The 17720-nt window shown below is 71.8% G+C and carries 14 protein-coding genes; 1 reads left to right on the top strand and 13 read right to left on the bottom strand.

The annotated features are described in order from the left end of the window. Positions 1–18: 18 nt before the first annotated feature. The 12 genes from ACZ61C_RS26140 to ACZ61C_RS26195 all read right to left on the bottom strand — a co-directional run bounded on the left by ACZ61C_RS26140 (position 19) and on the right by ACZ61C_RS26195 (position 11465). Positions 19–687, bottom strand: a complete 669-nt coding sequence (locus tag ACZ61C_RS26140) for a hypothetical protein (RefSeq protein WP_465310450.1) — start codon at positions 685–687, stop codon at positions 19–21. A gap of 42 nt (positions 688–729) precedes the next feature. Continuing rightward, the gene (locus tag ACZ61C_RS26145; protein WP_465310451.1) at positions 730–1308 is read right to left on the bottom strand and encodes a hypothetical protein; all 579 of its coding nucleotides are present in this window, start codon (positions 1306–1308) and stop codon (positions 730–732) included. After that, positions 1305–1820, bottom strand: coding sequence for a hypothetical protein (locus tag ACZ61C_RS26150; protein ID WP_465310452.1), 516 nt, complete (start codon positions 1818–1820; stop codon positions 1305–1307). The genes ACZ61C_RS26145 and ACZ61C_RS26150 overlap by 4 nt, the downstream gene beginning before the upstream one ends. After that, positions 1805–3010, bottom strand: coding sequence for an MCE family protein (locus ACZ61C_RS26155; protein ID WP_465310453.1), 1206 nt, complete (start codon positions 3008–3010; stop codon positions 1805–1807). Before ACZ61C_RS26155 ends, ACZ61C_RS26150 begins: the two co-directional genes overlap by 16 nt. Beyond that, a complete protein-coding gene (locus tag ACZ61C_RS26160) occupies positions 3010–4098 on the bottom strand; it encodes an MCE family protein (protein WP_465310454.1) in 1089 nt (362 codons plus the stop codon). The genes ACZ61C_RS26155 and ACZ61C_RS26160 overlap by 1 nt, the downstream gene beginning before the upstream one ends. After that, the gene (locus ACZ61C_RS26165; protein ID WP_465310455.1) at positions 4095–5102 is read right to left on the bottom strand and encodes an MCE family protein; all 1008 of its coding nucleotides are present in this window, start codon (positions 5100–5102) and stop codon (positions 4095–4097) included. The genes ACZ61C_RS26160 and ACZ61C_RS26165 overlap by 4 nt, the downstream gene beginning before the upstream one ends. Further along, positions 5099–6091, bottom strand: a complete 993-nt coding sequence (locus ACZ61C_RS26170) for an MCE family protein (RefSeq protein ID WP_465310456.1) — start codon at positions 6089–6091, stop codon at positions 5099–5101. Before ACZ61C_RS26170 ends, ACZ61C_RS26165 begins: the two co-directional genes overlap by 4 nt. Continuing rightward, positions 6088–7095, bottom strand: a complete 1008-nt coding sequence (locus tag ACZ61C_RS26175) for an MCE family protein (RefSeq protein WP_465310457.1) — start codon at positions 7093–7095, stop codon at positions 6088–6090. The genes ACZ61C_RS26170 and ACZ61C_RS26175 overlap by 4 nt, the downstream gene beginning before the upstream one ends. Continuing rightward, complete coding sequence (locus ACZ61C_RS26180) at positions 7092–8369, bottom strand: MCE family protein (RefSeq protein ID WP_465310458.1); 1278 nt, start codon at positions 8367–8369, stop codon at positions 7092–7094. The genes ACZ61C_RS26175 and ACZ61C_RS26180 overlap by 4 nt, the downstream gene beginning before the upstream one ends. After that, the gene (locus ACZ61C_RS26185; protein ID WP_465310459.1) at positions 8366–9217 is read right to left on the bottom strand and encodes an MlaE family ABC transporter permease; all 852 of its coding nucleotides are present in this window, start codon (positions 9215–9217) and stop codon (positions 8366–8368) included. The genes ACZ61C_RS26180 and ACZ61C_RS26185 overlap by 4 nt, the downstream gene beginning before the upstream one ends. 2 nt (positions 9218–9219) lie before the next feature. Beyond that, positions 9220–10014 carry an MlaE family ABC transporter permease gene (locus ACZ61C_RS26190; RefSeq protein ID WP_465310460.1) on the bottom strand — a complete coding sequence of 265 codons (795 nt, stop codon included), beginning with the start codon at positions 10012–10014 and terminating at the stop codon, positions 9220–9222. A gap of 455 nt (positions 10015–10469) precedes the next feature. Then, positions 10470–11465, bottom strand: coding sequence for an LLM class flavin-dependent oxidoreductase (locus tag ACZ61C_RS26195; RefSeq protein ID WP_465310461.1), 996 nt, complete (start codon positions 11463–11465; stop codon positions 10470–10472). Between the two features lie 143 nt (positions 11466–11608). On the opposite strand from ACZ61C_RS26195, the gene ACZ61C_RS26200 reads away from it, so the two are divergent. Continuing rightward, complete coding sequence (locus ACZ61C_RS26200) at positions 11609–15400, top strand: nSTAND1 domain-containing NTPase (RefSeq protein ID WP_465310462.1); 3792 nt, start codon at positions 11609–11611, stop codon at positions 15398–15400. A gap of 198 nt (positions 15401–15598) precedes the next feature. On the opposite strand, the gene ACZ61C_RS26205 is transcribed toward ACZ61C_RS26200, so the two are convergent. After that, the gene (locus ACZ61C_RS26205) at positions 15599–17710 is read right to left on the bottom strand and encodes a HelD family protein (RefSeq protein ID WP_465310463.1); all 2112 of its coding nucleotides are present in this window, start codon (positions 17708–17710) and stop codon (positions 15599–15601) included. Between the last annotated feature and the right edge of the window lie 10 nt (positions 17711–17720).

The following is a 17720-nucleotide window of genomic DNA, read 5'->3' on the forward strand; positions in this document are numbered from 1 at the left end:
CCTCGTTCCGTGTCCGGCTCAGCCGTCGGTCTTGGCCGCCAGGTCCAGCGAGATCGTGTTGCCCGGCCCGGACACCAGCGCGCCCAGTGCCAGGTCGGCGATGAAGCAGTTCTTGAAGTCCGGGATGGTGTAGGTGCCGGTGACGGTGATCTTCGGGCCGAAGATGTCGACGTCCTTGGCCGTCAGGTCGAGGTCGAGCGGCTTGCTGGCCTTGCAGCTGCCCGGCACCGTCGGGATCGGGATGACCGGGACGACCACGCCGGCCCAGATGTCGTAGATCTCCATGTTGGCCTGGGCGTGCGTGGTCAGCGTGCCGTCGGCGATCGTGCCCGTGGCCGGGCCGGTCGGGGTGATCTTGACCTTCGCCTTGATCCGGAAGATGCCCGACGCCAGCGAGATGTTCGCCTGCGACGGCGGCAGGCTCAGGTTCGCCCGCAGGCCGACCGAGCCGGTCTGGTCGTCGATGACCAGGGCGCCGTCGAGGTTGCCGGGGCCGAGCGCCATCGCGCTGCCGGTCTTCTTCACGACCGTGCTGCCGGTGACGGTGTAGCCCACCGGGATCTCGACCACGTCGGCCGACGCGGGCACCGCGGTGACGACGCTCAGCGCGACGCCGGCGACCGCCGTGACCGCGGCCGCGCGAGCCCATTTGCGGCCGTTCTTCCGAGTGCGCGACAAAACAGGCATGCCAACTCTCCTTCGAATTGTGCAGCGGTGGGGAAAACGGGGTCAGCGGGGCGTCAGCCCGGTAATCTTCCAAGCATTGCCCTCACGTTCCGCGGTCACCGAAAGCTGCGCGGCCGCGGAACTGCTGGAATTGTTGTCGGCGCGGGTGGCTGCCTGGTCCAGGAACACGAGAAGGCGGGCGTGCCCGTCTCGCAGCTCCTGCACCGCGGACGACGTCACCCGTGTCGTCAGCACCAGTTTCTGGGCCGGTGCTTTTTCTTTCACCTGGGCGAACAGCCGGTCGTAGGTGGTGAGCGCTTCGCCGCGCAGGACCTCGCGCGCGGCCTGTTCGGTGACCTCGGTCTTGTCGTAGGAGTAGGAGAAGATCCGGTTGAGCGCCAGCGTCACCGCCGAGGTGACGTCGGCCGTGCCCCCGACGTCGGTGAGCGCGTGGTTGGCCGCGGCCGGGGCGTCCGCCGCCGAGCGCGCCGCCAGCGTGAACGCGACACCCGCGGCGGCCAGCAGCACCGAAACGGCGATCAGCAGCGGCAGCAGCAGACGGCGCCGCGGCGCCGTCTCGACGACCTCCTCGGCCGTCACTTCGGCTTCTTCTTCCGTGCTCGGCAGCGCGTCGGTGCTCATCTCGCCCCCACCGGCAGCTCGTCGAGGGCGCTGAGCTTCCAGCCGCCGTCGGTCCGGGTCAGCCCCGCGGCGAACCGGTTGCGCTTGGTCGCCGGCGCGACCCCTTCCTTCAGCGCGGTGATCTCCACTGACGCAAGCAGCTTCGCGGTGCCCGCGTGCTCGTCCAGCTCGCTCAGCGCGGCGTCCAGGACCTTGCCGGTCGACACCGTCGCGTCCTGGGTGAGGGTCTTCTTGGTGGTGTCGTCGGTGTGGGCCAGCCGGTCGTGCAGCGGCCCGGTCGACGCGTCGAGCCACTGCGCCAGCCCCTGGTCGAGCTGGTGGTAGTCCAGGGTGCACAGCCGCGCGACCAGCTCACGGCCACTGGCCAGCGCCTCGTCGCGGGCGGTCCCGTAGGTCAGCGTGTCGCTGTGCGCGGCGCGGTACCAGCCGATCCCCGCCCAGGCCGCGAACGCGGCGGTGACGACCACCGCGGCCACGGCGGCCCGCAGCGGCCACTTCACTTTCCCAGCCACAGCATCTCCTCGAGGGTCGGGGACACCGGCCGGCCTGCCGAAAAGGTCAGCGGGGATCCCGAGCCGGGCACCGCCGCGGGCGGCACTGGCGGGTGCGCCGTGTTCTGCGAGCCGCGCACCGACGTCTCGTCACCCTTGGCGAGCGTGCACGACGCGCCGGTGTTGAACGGCAGCGGCGAGGTGTCCGTGCTCGGCCGGTACTGCGTGCCCTCGTACCCGGCCCGGCAGGGGACCGGGTCGTAGAACGTCAGCGCCATGCCGAGGTTGCCTTCGTGCCCGCCGAAGACCGTCGACGCCGCCGCGACCGCCTTCGGCGTCGAGACGAGCAGCTGTTCCAGCTGGCCGGTGCGGGCCTGGAACACCTGCGACGTGGTGAGCAGGTTCGCCAGCAGGATCGGCAGCCCCGGGTCGGTCTCCTTCAGCAGGGTGCCGAGCTCGGTCGCGGCCGGCGGCGCGGTGGCGATCAACCGCCGCAGGTCACCGTCCGAATCGGACAGCTGTGCGGCGAAGAGCTTGGCGTTGCTGGTGAACGCGCGCCATTCGGCCGCCGAATCCAGCTGCGTCCGCAGCACGGTCGTGCCGTCGTCGATCAGCTTCGTGGTCTGCGGCAGGTTGGCCGACGCGTCCTTGGTGAACGAGGTCGCGGTGTCGAGCAGCACCTGCAGGTCCGGGCCGGTGCCGCGCAGCGCGTTGTCGAGCTCGTCGACGACCGTGCGCAGGTCGCCGGTCGGCACCGACGCGGTCAGCGAGTCGAGGTCGCCGAGCAGGTGCTGCACCGGCATCGGCAGCGTGGTCTTCTCCCGCGGGATGACCGCGCCGGCGGCCAGGTAGGGCCCGTCGGCGGTCCGCGGCTGCAGGTCGACGTACTGCTCGCCGACCGCGGACCGGTTCGCCACCACGGCCTGGGCGTTCGCCGGGATCGGCGGGGCCGAGCCGTCGATGACGAGGTCGGCCTCCATCCCGGACGGCGTGAGCCGCAGCTCGCCGATCCGCCCGACGGCGACGCCGCGGTAGGTCACCTCGCCGTTGGTGAAGATGCCACCGCCTTCGGCGAGCTCCAGCTTGACGGTGTAGCCGCTGCCGCCGAAGAGCCGGCCGATGCCGGCGTAGTTCGCGCCGACGAACGCGACCGTGACCAGCGAGATCACCACGAACGCGATGACCTGGACGCGGATCCGGGTGGTCAGCATCAGCGCCCTCCCGACGTCGTGACTCCGCTGGCCGGCAGCGGCAGGGTCGGCAGGCCGGGCGGGACGCCTTCGCCGGGCGGCGGCAGCGGGACCCCGGACGCCGGGATCACCGACGCGTAGACGTTGAGGTAGTCGCCCTTGATCGCCGGGATGACCGCGTCGGTGTACGGGAAGGACGGCAGGATCTCCAGCGACTTCGGCAGCGACGCCCCGGCGTCGGCGAGCCGGTGCAGGATCGGCGCCAGCGCGGTCAGGTCGGCCACCAGGTCGGCCCGGCTCTTGTGGATGACGTCGGTGGCGACGCCGGAGAGGTCGTCGAGCGACTGGAGCATCACCACGAGCTGGGTGCGCTGGTCGGTCAGGGTGCGCAGGCCCGGCGTGAGGTCGGTCAGCGCGCCGGACACCTGCCGGTCGCGGTCGGCGAGCGTGGTCGCGAGCCGGTTGACGCCTTCGAGGGCCGCGGTGATGTCCTGGCGGTGCGTGTCCAGCTCGGTGGTGAGGGTGTTGACCCCGGAGAGGAACGAGCGGATCTGCGTCTCGTTGCCGGTCATCACCTTGGACAGCTCGCGGTTGATCGTCTGCAGCTGCCCGATGCCGCCGCCGTTGAGCAGCAGCGAAAGCGCGCCGAAGACCTCTTCGAACTCGGGGTTGCGGTTGGTGCGCGACACCGGGATCACGGCGTTGTCGGCCAGCCGCGCGGTCTGCGGTGAAGGTGAAGCCGCGCCGTCCGGGGCGGCGAGCTCGACGAACTTCTCCCCGAGCAGGCTGGACTGCCGCAGCCGCCCGACGGCGTCGGCGGGCAGCACGACGTCGCCGTTGACCTCGACGACGGCCTCCGCGGTCCAGCCGTCCGCGCCGAGGCGGATGGTCTCCACGCGCCCGACCGGGACGTCGCCGACCTTCACCGCGGCCTGCGGCACCAGGTCGAGGACGTCGGCGAACTGGACGGTCACGTGGTACGGGTGGTCACCGACGTCCGCGCCGCCGGGCAGCGGCAGGTCGTAGACGCCTTTGAACTCGCCGGAACAGGCGGTCAGCACCAGGCAGCAGCCGGCGGCGAGGGCGGCGATGCGTCGCAGTGGTCTCATTTCCCGCCCGTCTCGTTCGTGTAGACGGACCCGGTCACCGGCAGCGGCAGGTAGTCGAGCAGGTCGGTGCGGCTCTGCAGCGCGCCGGTGGCGGGGTCGACCGTCTGGAGCACGTTCGTCGCGGCCAGCGGGGCGGTCTCCAGGGTCTCGGCCAGCGACGCGCGCTGGTCGACGAGGGTCTGCGTGGTCACCGCCAGCTTGTCCACATTGGACTTGATCAGCGCGCGGTTGTCCTTGATGAACCCCTGGATGTCCCCGAGCGCGCTGCCGAGCGAGCGCAGCGCGGACGCCAGCTCGTCACGGTTGGCCGACAGCGTGCCGGACACCGCCGCGAGCTGCTGGTTGACCTGCGCGACCTGGTTGTCGTTGGCGGCCAGCATGCTGGTGAACTGCTGCAGCTCCCGGACCGTCGTGAACAGGTCGCCGGAGTTGCCGGCCAGCGTCCGGGCCAGCTCGGCGAGCTGCTTGACCGAGTCGTTGAACGCGGTCCCGTTGCCCTGCAGGTTGCGGGCGCCGGTCTTCAGCAGGTCCGACAGCGCGCCGTTCTTGTTCGCGCCGTCCGGCCCGAGGGCCTTGGTGAGCGAGTCCAGGCTGGCGTACAGCTCGTCCAGCTCGACCGGGGTCGCGCTGCGGTCGACGCCGATGGTGGCGTTGTCGACCAGCCGCGGCCCGCCGCGCGCGGGCTTCGAGAACTGGACGTACCGGTCGGCGACCACGCTGGGCGCGATCACGACGACGTCGGTGTCGGCGGCGATCGGCGCGGAGCCGTCGTAGGTCAGCGTCACCTCGACCTGCTCGCCGCGCGGGGTCACCGACTCGACCTGGCCGATCCGGACGCCGAGCAGCCGGACGTCGGAGCCGCTGTAGACCCCGACCGCGCGCGAGAAGAGCACGGTCGCGCGGTCGAGCCCGGTGCCGGAGAAGATCCACCACAGCGCGGCCACGACGACCAGCGCCGTGACGAGGGCCACGGCGAGGAACCGGGAGGTGCGGGTCGCGTTCACTTCGGGGCTCCCGACTGCTTCGGCGGCACGCAGGGGTCGCGGTTTTCGGGCAGCAGACCGCAGAGGTAGGAGTCGAGCCAGCGGCCGTTGCCGAGCGCGTTGTTCGCCAGCCGGAAGTACGGCCCGGCGGCGGCGAGGCTCTTGGCGAGGTTGTCGTTCTGCCGCGTCAGCAGGTCGGTCACGGTGTTCAGCTGGCTCAACGCCGGCTTCAGCGCGCCGGTGTTGTCCGCGACCAGCCCGGACAGCTGCGTGGCGAGCGCCTGCGCGCCGGTCAGCAGGTCGTGGATGGCCTGGCGGCGGCGGTCGAGCTCGCCCAGCAGCAGGTTGCCGTCGGAGAGCAGCTGCTCGAAGTCCTCGTTGGAGTCCGCCAGCGTGGTGGTGATCTTCTTGGCGTTGGCCAGCAGCTCGGCGAGCTGGTCGTCGCGGGAGGACACCGTCTTCGACAACGCCGAGAGCCCGTCCAGCGCGGTGCGGACGTGCGCCGGGGCGTTGCGGAACGTGTCGCTGATCGCGGTGAAGCTGTCGGCCAGCTGCGTGGTGTCGATCTGGCCGGCGGTGTTCGCGAGGCCGTTGAACGCCTCGGTGACGTCGTAGGGCGTGACCGTCCGGTTGCGCGGGATCGCCTGGTCCGGGTCCTGCACGCCGTCGCCGGTCGGCTTGAGCGCGAGGAACTTGCGGCCCAGCAGCGTCTTGATCCGGATCTCCGCCGACGTCCGGTCGCCGACCCAGGCGTTCTTCACGCGGAAGGTGACGAGCACGTGGTCGTCGGCCAGCTCGACGTCGCGGACCTCGCCGACCTTGATGCCGGCGACGCGGACCTCGTCGTCGGTCTGCAGCCCGGCCGCCTCGGAGAACTCGGCGCGGTAGGTGGTGCCGCCGCCGACGATCGGCAGGTTGTCGTAGTTGAACGTCACGGTCAGCAGCGCGGCCAGCACCAGGCTCCCGGCGGCGCCGAGGACGATCGGGTTGCGTTCCTTGAAGGACTTCACGCGCCGCACCTCTCCGCCGTGACGGGCGTCCCGCGCGGGGGCGTGGTCTGCAGAGTGGCGCTGCACAGGTAGAAGTTCATCCACGAGCCGTAGGAGGCGATCCGCCCGAGGCCGTTGAGCTTTTCCGGCAGGGTGCTCAGGGTCTGCTCGAGGCCCGGCAGGGTCTTCGCGTCCGCGAGGTTCTGCGAGACGCGGTCGAGGCCGGTGATGCTGTCCTTCAACGGCGTCCGCACGTCGCCGAGCAGGCCGGCGGTCGCCGTCGACAGGTCGGCCAGGCCGCCGATCGCGTCGCCGATCACGGTCCGGTCCGAGGCCAGGCCCGAGACCAGCTCCCGCAGGGTCGAGATCAACGTCGTCAGCGCGGTTCCCTTGCTGTTCACCGTGCCGAGCACGTGGTTGAGGTTGGTGATCACCTCGCCGATGAGCTGGTCGCGGCTCGCCAGCGTCGAGGTCAGCGAGCCGGTGTGCGCGAGCAGCTCCTCGACCGTGCCGCCTTCCCCTTGCAGCACCTGGACGATCTCGCCGGAGAGCTGGTTGACGTCGGTCGGCGAGAGCGCCTGGAACAGCGGCTTGAAGCCGTTGAAGAGGTCGGTCAGGTCGAGCGCCGGGGTGGTGCGCTCCAGCGGGATCTCGCCGCCGACCGGGAGGGTGCCCTTGCCACCGGCGCCGCGTTCGAGGGCGACGTAGCGCTGGCCGACCATGTTGCGGTACTTGATGACCGCGCCGACGTCGGCGGGCAGCTGCCGGCCCTCGTCGAGGGAGAACCGGACGTGCGCGAGGCTGTGGTCGGCGATCTCGAGCTCCTCGACCTGCCCGACGCGGACCCCGGAGATCCGGACGTCGTCCCCGACGTTCAACGACGTCGCGTCGGTGAACATCGCGCCGTAGAGGTCGGTCCGGCCGACGCCGGTGTTGGCGATGGAGACCGCGAGCAGCACGGTCGCGGCGGTGGTGACCAGGATGAAGATCAGGCTCTTGACCAGCGGGGCGGCGAACTTCCTCACTTGAGCGTCACCTCCGTGCCGCGGTAGAGCGCGCCGACGAGCACGCTGCTCCAGTCCGCGACCTGGCCGGCGGGCACACCCAGCTGCGGCGCGAGCACCGTGGCGAGCAGCTCCCGCTCCTGGGGCGAGTTCGCGACGCCGAGGTCGTCCCGCGTGCCGGTGACCAGCGGGTGCTGGGGCGCGCCGGGCGCGACGGCGGCGGTGCCGGTCGTCGGGGAGACGCCGCTCGGGTAGCAGCGCGGGCCACCGCCGGCCGACGGGATCATGGGGTCGTCCTTGCCGGGCACGTACTTGCCGCGCGCCTGGGTGACGGTGATCCGGGCGTGCATGCCGGGCTGGTTCGTGCCTTTGCCCAGCGCCTCGTCGACCGGCTCGCGCAGCGCGTCCATCGCCTTGAGGGTGCAGGGGAAGCTGGGGGAGTACTCCGCGGCGACTTCGAGCGCCGCGCGGCTGTCGGCCGAGAGGGCGATGATGTTGTTCTTGTTGCGGCTCAAGAACTTCTCCACCTCACCCGCGGAGCTCGTCACCTGCTGGTACACCGTGGCGAGGTCGGCCGCCTTGTCGTGCACCGTGTTCAGCGTGACCGCCGAGTCGGTGAGCGCGTCCAGCAGGTCGGGCGCGATGTCGCCGTACAGCCGGGAAACCGAGGCGAGGTCGCGGACGTCCTGGGTGAAGTTCGGCAGCTGCGGGGTGAAGTCCTTCAGGTAGTCCGCCGCGGTGGAAAGGGTTTCGCCGATCTGTTCGCCGCGGCCCTGCAACGCCGTCGACACCGCGGTCAGCGTCGTCGCGAGCTTCTGCGGCTGGACGGCCTTGAGCAGCGGCAGCAGGTTGTCGAAGACCCGTTCCAGCTCGATCGCGTTCGCCGACCGGTCCTGGTTGATGACGTCGCCCGCGACGAGGTGGGTGTCCTTCACGCCGTCCGGAATGGACAGCTGGACGTACCGTTCGCCGAAGAGCGTCTTGGGCACGAGCAGCGCGGAGACGTTGCGCGGCAGCATGTCCACCTTGTCCGGCTCCAGCGCGAGCGCGATCTCGGCGCCCTCCGGTGTCGCGCGGACGTCACGGATCTCGCCGACGAGCACCCCGCGGGCCTTGACCTGGCCGCCCGCCGAGAGCTGGTTGCCGATCCGGCTCGCCTTGAGCGTCACCGGGACCGTGCTGACGAAGTCCTTGTCGTACACCTTGATGGAGAGCGTCACGAGCACGCCCAGCACCACCAGGAACAGCACCCCGGCGGTGCGGACCCCGGCCTTGCGGCGGGTTTCCCGTCTCATCCCGCCACCTGCACGGTGGTCGTCGCGCCCCAGATGGCCAGGCTCAGGAAGAAGTCGATGATGCTGATCGCGACGATCGCGGTGCGCACCGCGCGGCCCACGGCGACCCCGACACCGGCCGGGCCGCCGCTCGCGCGGAAGCCGTAGTAGCAGTGGGCCAGGACCACGACGACGCTGAACACGAGCACCTTCCCGAACGACCAGAGCACGTCGCCGGGGGGCAGGAACAGCAGGAAGTAGTGGTCGTAGGTGCCCGCGGACTGGCCGAAGAACCAGACGGTGATCTGCCGCGAGGCGAGGTAGCTCGAGAGCAGGCCGATCGCGTAGAGCGGGATGACGGCGAGGAACCCGGCGATCACCCGGGTCGTCACCAGGTACGGGACGCTCGGGATGCCCATGACCTCCAGCGCGTCGATCTCCTCGGAGATGCGCATCGCGCCGAGCTGGGCGGTGAAGCCGCAGCCGACGGTGGCGGACAGGGCCAAGCCACTCACGAGCGGCGCGATCTCGCGGGTGTTGAAGTAGGCGGAGACGAACCCGGCGAACGCCGACGTGCCGACCTGGTTGAGCGCGGAGTACCCCTGCAGCCCGACGACCGTGCCGGTGGCGACGGTCATCCCGATCATCACGCCGATCGTGCCGCCGATGACGGCGAGCGCCCCGCTGCCGAAGCTCACTTCGGCCAGCAGCCGGACGACCTCGCGCAGGTAGCGGCGCAGCGCGCGCGGCGTCCACGCGATCGCGCGGAGGAAGAACAGGATCTGGTCGCCGAGCGTGTCGAGGAAACCGAACCGGCGGTCGACGGCTTCACGGACCCGCGTGGTCCTGGGGACTTCCGTGGTTGTCACGTTCAGCTCCCCTTGGGCGGCACGAGCTGCAGGTACACGGTGGTGAGCACCAGGTTCAGCACGAACAGGAGCAGGAACGTGATGACCACGGACTGGTTGACCGCGTCGCCGACACCCTTCGGCCCGCCTTTGGGGTTCAGCCCGCGGTAGGCCGCGACGACCCCGGCGACGAACCCGAAGATGAGCGCCTTGATCTCGCTGATCCACAGGTCGGGCAGCTGGGCGAGGGCGGAGAAGCTCGCCAGGTAGGCGCCGGGCGTGCCGTGCTGCATGATCACGTTGAAGAAGTAACCGCCGAGCACGCCGACGACGCTGACCATGCCGTTGAGGAAGACCGCGACGCCCATGGCGGCGAGCACCCGCGGCACGATCAGCCGCTGGACCGGCGAGACGCCGAGCACCTCCATCGCGTCGATCTCTTCGCGGATGGTGCGCGCGCCGAGGTCGGCGCACATGGCGCTGCCGCCGGCGCCGGCGATGAGCAGCGCGGTGACGATCGGGCTGGCCTGCTGGATGATCGCGAGCACGCTCGCCGCGCCGGTGAAGGACTGCGCGCCGATCTGCGTGGTCAGCGACCCGATGTGCAGCGCGATCACCGCGCCGAACGGGATGGACACCAGTGCCGTCGGCAGGATCGAGACGCTCGCGATGAACCAGAACTGCTGGATCAGCTCACGCAGCTGGAACGGGCGCCGGAACGTCAGCCGGACGACGTCCAGCCCGAGCCCGTAGAGCCGCCCGGTCTGCCGCAGCGCGGCGGCCCCGGGGAACGACGCCGTCGTCGTCCGTTCGGCCATTCGTGTGCCTCCCCAGCGGTTTCGACGGCACGCCGAATACACCCGAGTCGAGCAAAGGGAAATGGTCCGAACGGGGTAACAATTGTCGGCCATTCACGGTCTCGGGGGTCACCGTGCCGTTTCCTACTGGTCGGTACGCTAACCACGGCCATGCTGGGAGACAAGAACTTGAGCACGATCACGCGGTCACGAGCGGGTAACCGCGCATTTCTTGTCCGGGACTGACAACCGGGCCCGATCTTGTTGTCAACGGAGGAAAAGAAATTCCCGCCCCGGAAGCCGGACCTGTCTATTCCCGCTCACCGGCGTGCGTGCCGGAAGGGTCGGCACGCGTGTCCGGAGGGTCGACACGCGTGATCAGGAGGTCGACACGCCGCAGCAGGGTGAGCCGCGCCGTGTCGACCCTTCAAGCACGCGTGCCGACCCTCTGGTCACGCGTGCCGGCGTTCTCACGGTCAGGACTTGAGGCCGGCGATCAGCTCGTAGGAGCGGACGCGGTCCGCGTGGCCGTGGACCATCGTCGTGATCATCAGCTCGTTCGCGCCGGTGTCGGCGAGGAGCTGCTCCAGTCCCTTGTGGACCGTCTCGGGGGAGCCGATGATGCTCGAGCCGAAGCGGTCGGCGAGGAACGCGCGGTCCATCTCCGTGTACGGGTACTCCGCGGCCTCCTCCGGCGTCGGCAGCGCGATCGGGCGGCCGCGGCGGAGGCTGAGGAACGTCAGGCCGGACGGCCCGGCCAGGAACTTCGCGCGCTCGTCGGTCTCCGCGGCGACCACGGACACCCCGAGCATCACGTGCGGCTCGGCGAGCACCTCGGACGGCTGGAAGTTCTCCCGGTAGAGCTGCACGGCCGGGATCGTGTTCTCGGCGGCGAAGTGGTGCGCGAAGGAGAACGGCAGCCCGAGCCGCCCGGCGAGCTGGGCGCTGAAGCCGCTCGAGCCGAGCAGCCACACCGGCGGCTGGTTGCCCTCGGCCACCACGGCGTTGACCCCGCGGGCCTCCGAATGGGTGAAGTAGCCGATCAGCTCCTGCAGGTGCTGGGGGAAGTTCTCCGCGGACAGCCCGCCCGGCCCGCGCAGGGCCAGCGCCGTCCGCTGGTCGGTGCCGGGCGCGCGGCCGATGCCGAGGTCGATGCGGCCCGGGTGGAACGCCTCGAGCGTCCCGAACTGCTCGGCGACCACCAGCGGCGCGTGGTTGGGCAGCATGACGCCGCCCGAGCCGACGCGGATCCGCTCGGTCGCGCCGGCGACGTGGCCGATCAGCACGGCCGTCGCCGAGCTGGCGATGCCGGGCATGTTGTGGTGCTCGGCCAGCCAGTAGCGGTGGTAGCCCAGCCGCTCGGCGTGGCGGGCGAGGTCGAGGGTGTGGCGCAGGGTCTCGCCGACGGTGTTCCCCTCGGACACGGGGGACAGGTCGAGCACGGACAGCGGCACGTCAGGCAGTGAGCTCACAACCGGGTCCAACGCCCCGGTGCCGCGGATGCTTCCCGGACGCCGGTGATGATCTTCACGCCCGTCCGGGTCGATCGGCCACGCGGGGTGCGGGTGACCCGATACGGTGGGCGCGGAAAATCCGGCGGAAACAGGAGGACGAGGTGCCGCGTCCGGAGCGCCCCTTGGATCCCGGGGACGATCTGCTGATCGAATTCGCCGCCGATCTCCGGCGTTTGCGCGAGAGCGCCGGGAATCCGACCTACCGCGAGCTCGGCCGGCGCGCGCACTACTCGGCCGGGACGCTTTCGGAAGCCGCCGGCGGGCGCAAACTCCCCAGCCTGGCGGTCACTTTGGCCTACGTGCGGGCCTGTGGCGGGGTGCCCGGTGAATGGGAGGAACGCTGGCACGTCGTCGCCGAAGATCCGGGCGGGGGCGGTGCCGATTCACCGGCCGAGCCCCAAGCCGGGGAAATTCCGCCTTACGTCGGGCTGGCCGCATTCACCTCAGCTGACGCGGGTCGATTCTTCGGCCGGGAACGGCTCGTCGAAAAGCTCGTCGCCCGCCTTTCGGGACAACGTTTTCTCGCCGTCCTCGGCGCGTCCGGCTCGGGGAAGTCGTCCCTGCTGCGGGCCGGCCTGCTGCCCGCCGTGAAGGGCCCGGTGGTCCTGCTCACCCCGGGCGCCCGGCCGCTGCAGGAGTGCGCGGTGAAGTTCGCCGCCGCCCTCGGCGTCGCTCCCGGAGCGCTGCTCGACGACTTCGCCGCGCACCCGCGCAACCTCGGCCTGGCCGCCCGCCAGCTGGCCGAAGCCGACGACACCGACGTCGTACTGGTCGTGGACCAGTTCGAAGAGGTCTTCACGCTCTGCCAGGACGAGCAGGAGCGCGCCCGCTTCCTGGCCGCGCTGGTCACCGCGACCACCGAGCCCGGCAGCCGCGCGCAGGTCGTCCTCGGCATCCGCACCGACTTCTACACCCACTGCGCACGCCACGCCGAGCTCGCCGAGGCCATGCAGGACGCGCAGGTCCTGGTCGGCCCGATGACCACCGAGGAGCTCCGCCAGGCGATCTCGCGCCCGGCCGTCGACGCCGGTTACCGCGTCGAGAACGCGCTGGTCTCCCGGCTCGTCGCCGACGCCACCGGCCAGCCCGGGGTGCTCCCGCTGCTCTCGCACGCGCTGCTGGAGACGTGGCGCCGCCGCCGCGGGACCACGCTCACCCTGGCCGGCTACGAGTCCAGCGGCGGGATCGAGCGGGCCATCGCGCAGACGTCCGAAGGCACCTTCGCGAAGCTCTCGGCCCGGCAGCAGCGGCTCGCGCGGCAGATCTTCCTCCGGATGACCGCGCTCGGCGAAGGCACCGAAGACACGAAGCGCCGGATCAGCCGCGCCGAGGTCGACACCGACGACGAGGACACCGCCGTCGTGCTCGGCGAGCTGGCCGCCGCGCGGCTGGTCACCCTCGACGACACCGGCATCGAGATCGCGCACGAGGCCCTCATCCGCGGCTGGCCGCGCCTGCGGGAGTGGCTGACCCAGGACCGCGAGGGCCTGCGGGTGCACCGGCAGCTCACCGAGGCGACCGACGCCTGGGAGTCGGTCGAGGAGGACCCGGGCTGGCTCTACCGCGGCACCCGGCTGGCCATCGCGCGGGAGTGGGCCGCGCGCCAGGAGACCGCGCTGTCCCGGCGGGAACGGCGGTTCCTCGACGCGAGCCTCGCCGTCGAGCACGCCGAGCAGGACCGCGACCGGCGCCGGACGCGGCGGCTGCGGCAGCTCGTCGCGCTGCTGGCGGTGCTGCTGCTCGTCGCCGTGACCGCGTCCGTCTACGCCGTGCGCGCCGAGACCACGGCCACCGACCAGCGCAACAGCGCCCTCGCCCAGAAGGTCGCCGGCCAGGCGCTGGCCATGCGGGCCACCAACCCCGCGCTGGCCGCGCAGCTCGCGCTCGCCGCGTACCGCCTCGACCCGAGCGCCGACGCCCGCAGCAGCGTCCTCGGCGTGGCCGCGACGCCGTACGCGACCCGGCTCACCGGGCACACCGGCCGGGTCAACACCGTCGCCCTCCGCCCGGACGGCCGAGTCCTCGCCACGGCCAGCTGGGACGGCACCGCGCGGCTGTGGGACGTCCACGACCCGCACCACCCGGCGCCGCTGGGCGTCCTGTCCGGGCACACCGGCAACGTCAACTCCGTCGCCTTCGCGGCCGACGGCCGCAGCGTCGCGACCGCGGGCTTCGACGGGACTGTCCGCGTCTGGGACGTCACCGACCCGGCGCGGCCGGGCCCCGGCGCCGTCGTCGAGCAGCACGAAGGCAAGGCGTACGCGGTCGCCTTCAGCCCGGTGGGCCCGCTGCTCGCGACCGGCGACGTCGAGGGCACGCTGCGGCTCTACGACACCACCGGCCCCGGGCGCCCGCGGCCGGCGGGGGAGCTGACCGGGCACACGTCGTACGTCAACAACCTCGCCTTCAGCGCCGACGGCAAGCTGCTCGCCTCCGCGTCGGCCGACAAGACCGCGCGGATCTGGGACGTCGCCTCGCGGCGCCAGCTCGGGGTCGCGACCGGGCACACCGACGTCGTGCACTCGGTCGCCTTCAGTCCCGACGGGCACGTCCTCGCGACCGCGAGCCAGGACCAGACCGCGCGGCTCTGGGACGTCACCGACCCCGGGCACCCGGCGCAGCTGTCGTCGCTCGGCGCGCACAAGGCGATCGTCCGCTCGGTCGCGTTCACCGCCGACGGCCGCACCCTCGCCACCACCGGCTTCGACCGCACGGCCCGGCGGTGGGACGTCGCCGACCCGCGGCACCCGCGTGAGCTGCCGGCCCTGCCCGGGCACACCGGCGCCGTCGTCTCCGCGGTGTTCAGCCGGGACGGCCGCACGCTCGCCACGGCCAGCGACGACCAGACTGCCCGGCTCTGGGACCTGCCCGGGCCCGCCTACCCCGCGCACACGGCGCAGACGTGCCGCGCCGCCTTCGGCGCCGGCGGGAAGCTGCTGGCCACCGGCGGCTACGACGAGGTGGTGCGGCTGCACGACCTCACCGACCCGGCCGCGCCGCGCGGGGTCGCGACGATCGGCGGGTTCGGCGACGCGGTCTGCGGGGTCGCGCTCAGCCCGGACGGGCGCACGCTGGCCACCGGCAGCTGGGACCACACGATGACGCTGCGGGACGTCACCGACCCGGCCCGCCCGGGGCCGCCGGTGGTGGTCAACCGGCTGCACGACGACGTCGACGCGGTCGCGTTCAGCCCGGACGGGCGGCTGCTCGCCACCGCGGGGGACGGCCACACCGCCCGCCTCTGGGACCTCGCCGACCGCCTGCGCCCGGTGGAGATCGCGCGGCTGCAGGGCCACGAGGACGACGTCCACACGCTGGCCTTCAGCCCCGACGGCCGCACGCTCGCCACGGCCGGCTGGGACCACACCGCGCGGCTGTGGGACGTCTCGGCGCCGCGCGCGCCGAAGCCGCTGGCGACGCTCGAAGGGCACACGGACACGGTCTTTTCGGTCGCCTACAGCCCCGACGGCAAGCACGTCGCGACCGCGAGCGCGGACCGCACGGTGCGGCTGTGGGACGTGGCCGACCCGGCCCACGCGCGGCTTTCGGCGGTGCTGGCCGGGCAGGCCGACAACGTCATGTCGGTGTCCTTCAGCGGGGACGGCGCCACGCTGGCGTCCGGCAGCTACGACCGCACGGTCCGGCTGTGGGACGTCGCGAGCGCGGCGCCGTACGCGGTGCTGCCCGAGGAGCGCGACCGCGTCTACGTCGTCCAGTTCGCCCCGGACGGCCACACGCTGGCCGAAACCGTCGCGGATGGGACGGTCCGGCTGTGGGAGACCGACCCCGGCCGGGCGGCGACGAGGATCTGCGCGGTGACGGCGCCCCGCATCACCGAGCCCGAGTGGACGGCGAGCCTCCCCGGCCTCGACTACGCGCCACCCTGCCCCTGAGCAGTTGTTCGGCGTTGTTGTTCGGTGCCCGGGCGCGGACACCGAACAACCCGGATCGGCTAGACATGCCTCGGACGGACCGCACGTCCGAAGACGTTCATTTCACCGGGGGTCTGAAGGGCTCCTTCAAGGGCACGGGAACCCCGCCTCCCGCCCCTCGAAGGAGCCCTTCAGCGTGTCCGGCCGCGACTCTTCGGGTCAGCTCGGCAGCCAGTCCGGGTTCGACGCCAGCACCGTCAGCTGCTGCGTCGCCCGGGTCAGCGCCACGTACAGCACCCGCCGCCCGGTCGTCGACTCGGTGATCAGGTCGTTCGGCTCCACGAGCACCACCGCGTCGTACTCCAGGCCCTTCGAGTCGAGGCTGCCGACGACCTTCAGCCGCTCGTCACCCTGGTCCGCGAGCCAGCCCGCGACCTCCGGGACCCGGTCCATCGCCGTGATGACGCCGACCGTGCCCTCGACCGCGCCCAGCAGCTCCTTCACCGCCGCCTGGGTCGCCGAGGCCAGGCCCGCCGCCTCGACCGGGCGGACGTCCGGCTCGACACCCGTCTTGCGGACCGCCACCGGCAGCTCGCCCGACTCCGCGTGCCCGGACACCACCTTCGCCGCCAGGTCGAAGATCTCCGCCGAGTTCCGGTAGTTCGTCCGCAGCGTGAACCGCCGCCGCGCCGTCTTCACGCCGAACGCCTGGTCGCGCGCCTGGGCCGCCTCCGCCGGGTCCGGCCACGAGCTCTGCACCGGGTCGCCGACGACCGTCCAGCTCGCGTACTTCCCGCGTCGGCCGACCATCCGCCACTGCATCGGCGAAAGGTCCTGGGACTCGTCGACGACGACGTGCGAGTACTCGTCGTAGTGCTCGGGCCGGGTCGGGGCGCCGCCGGAGCGCTGCGGCTCGACCTCGATCATCTGGCGGCGCTTCCGCTTCGGCGGCGGCCCGATCAGCACGCGGAGCTCGTCCAGCAGCGCGACGTCCGCGATCGACCAGCCGCGCGAGCGGTCCGCGAGGTCCGCGGCCAGCATCGAGATCTCGTGCCGGTTCAGCACGCCCTTCGCCACCGACGCCAGCCGCTTCTCCTCGCCCAGCCACTTCAGGATCTGCGCGGGGTACAGCACCGGCCACCACACGACCAGGAACCGGTGGAAGTCGATCCGCTCGCCCAGGTCGGTGATCAGCTCCGCCCGTTCGAACGGCTTGCCGTCGGCCTTCGCGTACTCCTCGGCCTTCGCCGCGAGCGCGTCCAGCAGCAGCTCGGCCGCCCGGATCCGCGACCGGTTCGGCGGCGCGCCCTGCGTGTGGGCCTTGCGGCGGACCTTCTCCAGCTCCCGCGCGTTCAGCTTCAGGACCTCGCCGCGGTAGACGATCCGCATCTCCTCGGGCGCCTCCGGCGGGGTGTCCCGCAGCGCCCGCAGCAGGATCTTCCGCATCCGCAGCGACCCCTTGACCGCGGCGAGCGGCGCCGGGTCCTGCCGGGTCGCCTCGAGGCCGTCGAGGACTTCGCCGAGCGCGCGCAGCTCGACGTTCGTCTCCCCCATCGAGGGGAGGACGCGCGAGATGTAGCTCGTGAACACCCCGGACGGCCCGATCACGAGCACGCCGGCCCCGCCCAGCTGACGGCGGTAGCGGTAGAGCAGGTAGGCGGCGCGGTGCAGCGCGACGGCCGTCTTGCCGGTGCCCGGCCCGCCGGTGATCTCGGTGACGCCGCGCCACGGCGCCCGGATGACCTCGTCCTGCTCCTTCTGGATGGTCGCGACGATGTCGCGCATCTTCTCGCCGCGCGAGCGCCCCAGCGCGGCCATCAGCGCGCCTTCGCCGACGATCTGCATGTCTTCGGGCACGGCGTCGGCGATCAGGACGTCGTCGTCGACGTCGAGGACGTTCTGGCCGGAGCAGCGGATCACGCGCCGCCGCACGACGTCCATCGGCTCCTCGGCCGTGGCCTGGTAGAACGCGGCCGCGGCCGGCGCGCGCCAGTCCGTCACGAGGTTGTCGAACTCGGCGTCGCGGATGCCGAGGCGGCCGACGTAGGTGCGTTCGCCCTCACGGTCGTCGAGGCGGCCGAAGACAAGGCCTTCGTACTCGGCGTCGAGCGTCTGGAGCGTCTGGTTGGCGTGGTAGACCATCATGTCGCGCTCGAACAGCATCGACGCCTGCTCGAAGATCGCCTCGCGCTGCGCGCCCTGGCCGATCTCGTAGCCCTTGGTGCGCATCGCCTCGGCTTGGGCCCGCAGTTCGTCCAGACGGGTGTACACGCGATCGACGTGGGCTTGTTCGATGGCGATCTCGGCCCGTCTGACCCGAGGTTCCGACACGCATGGCTCC

The sequence above is a fragment of the Amycolatopsis sp. NPDC104587 genome, assembly GCF_055583645.1.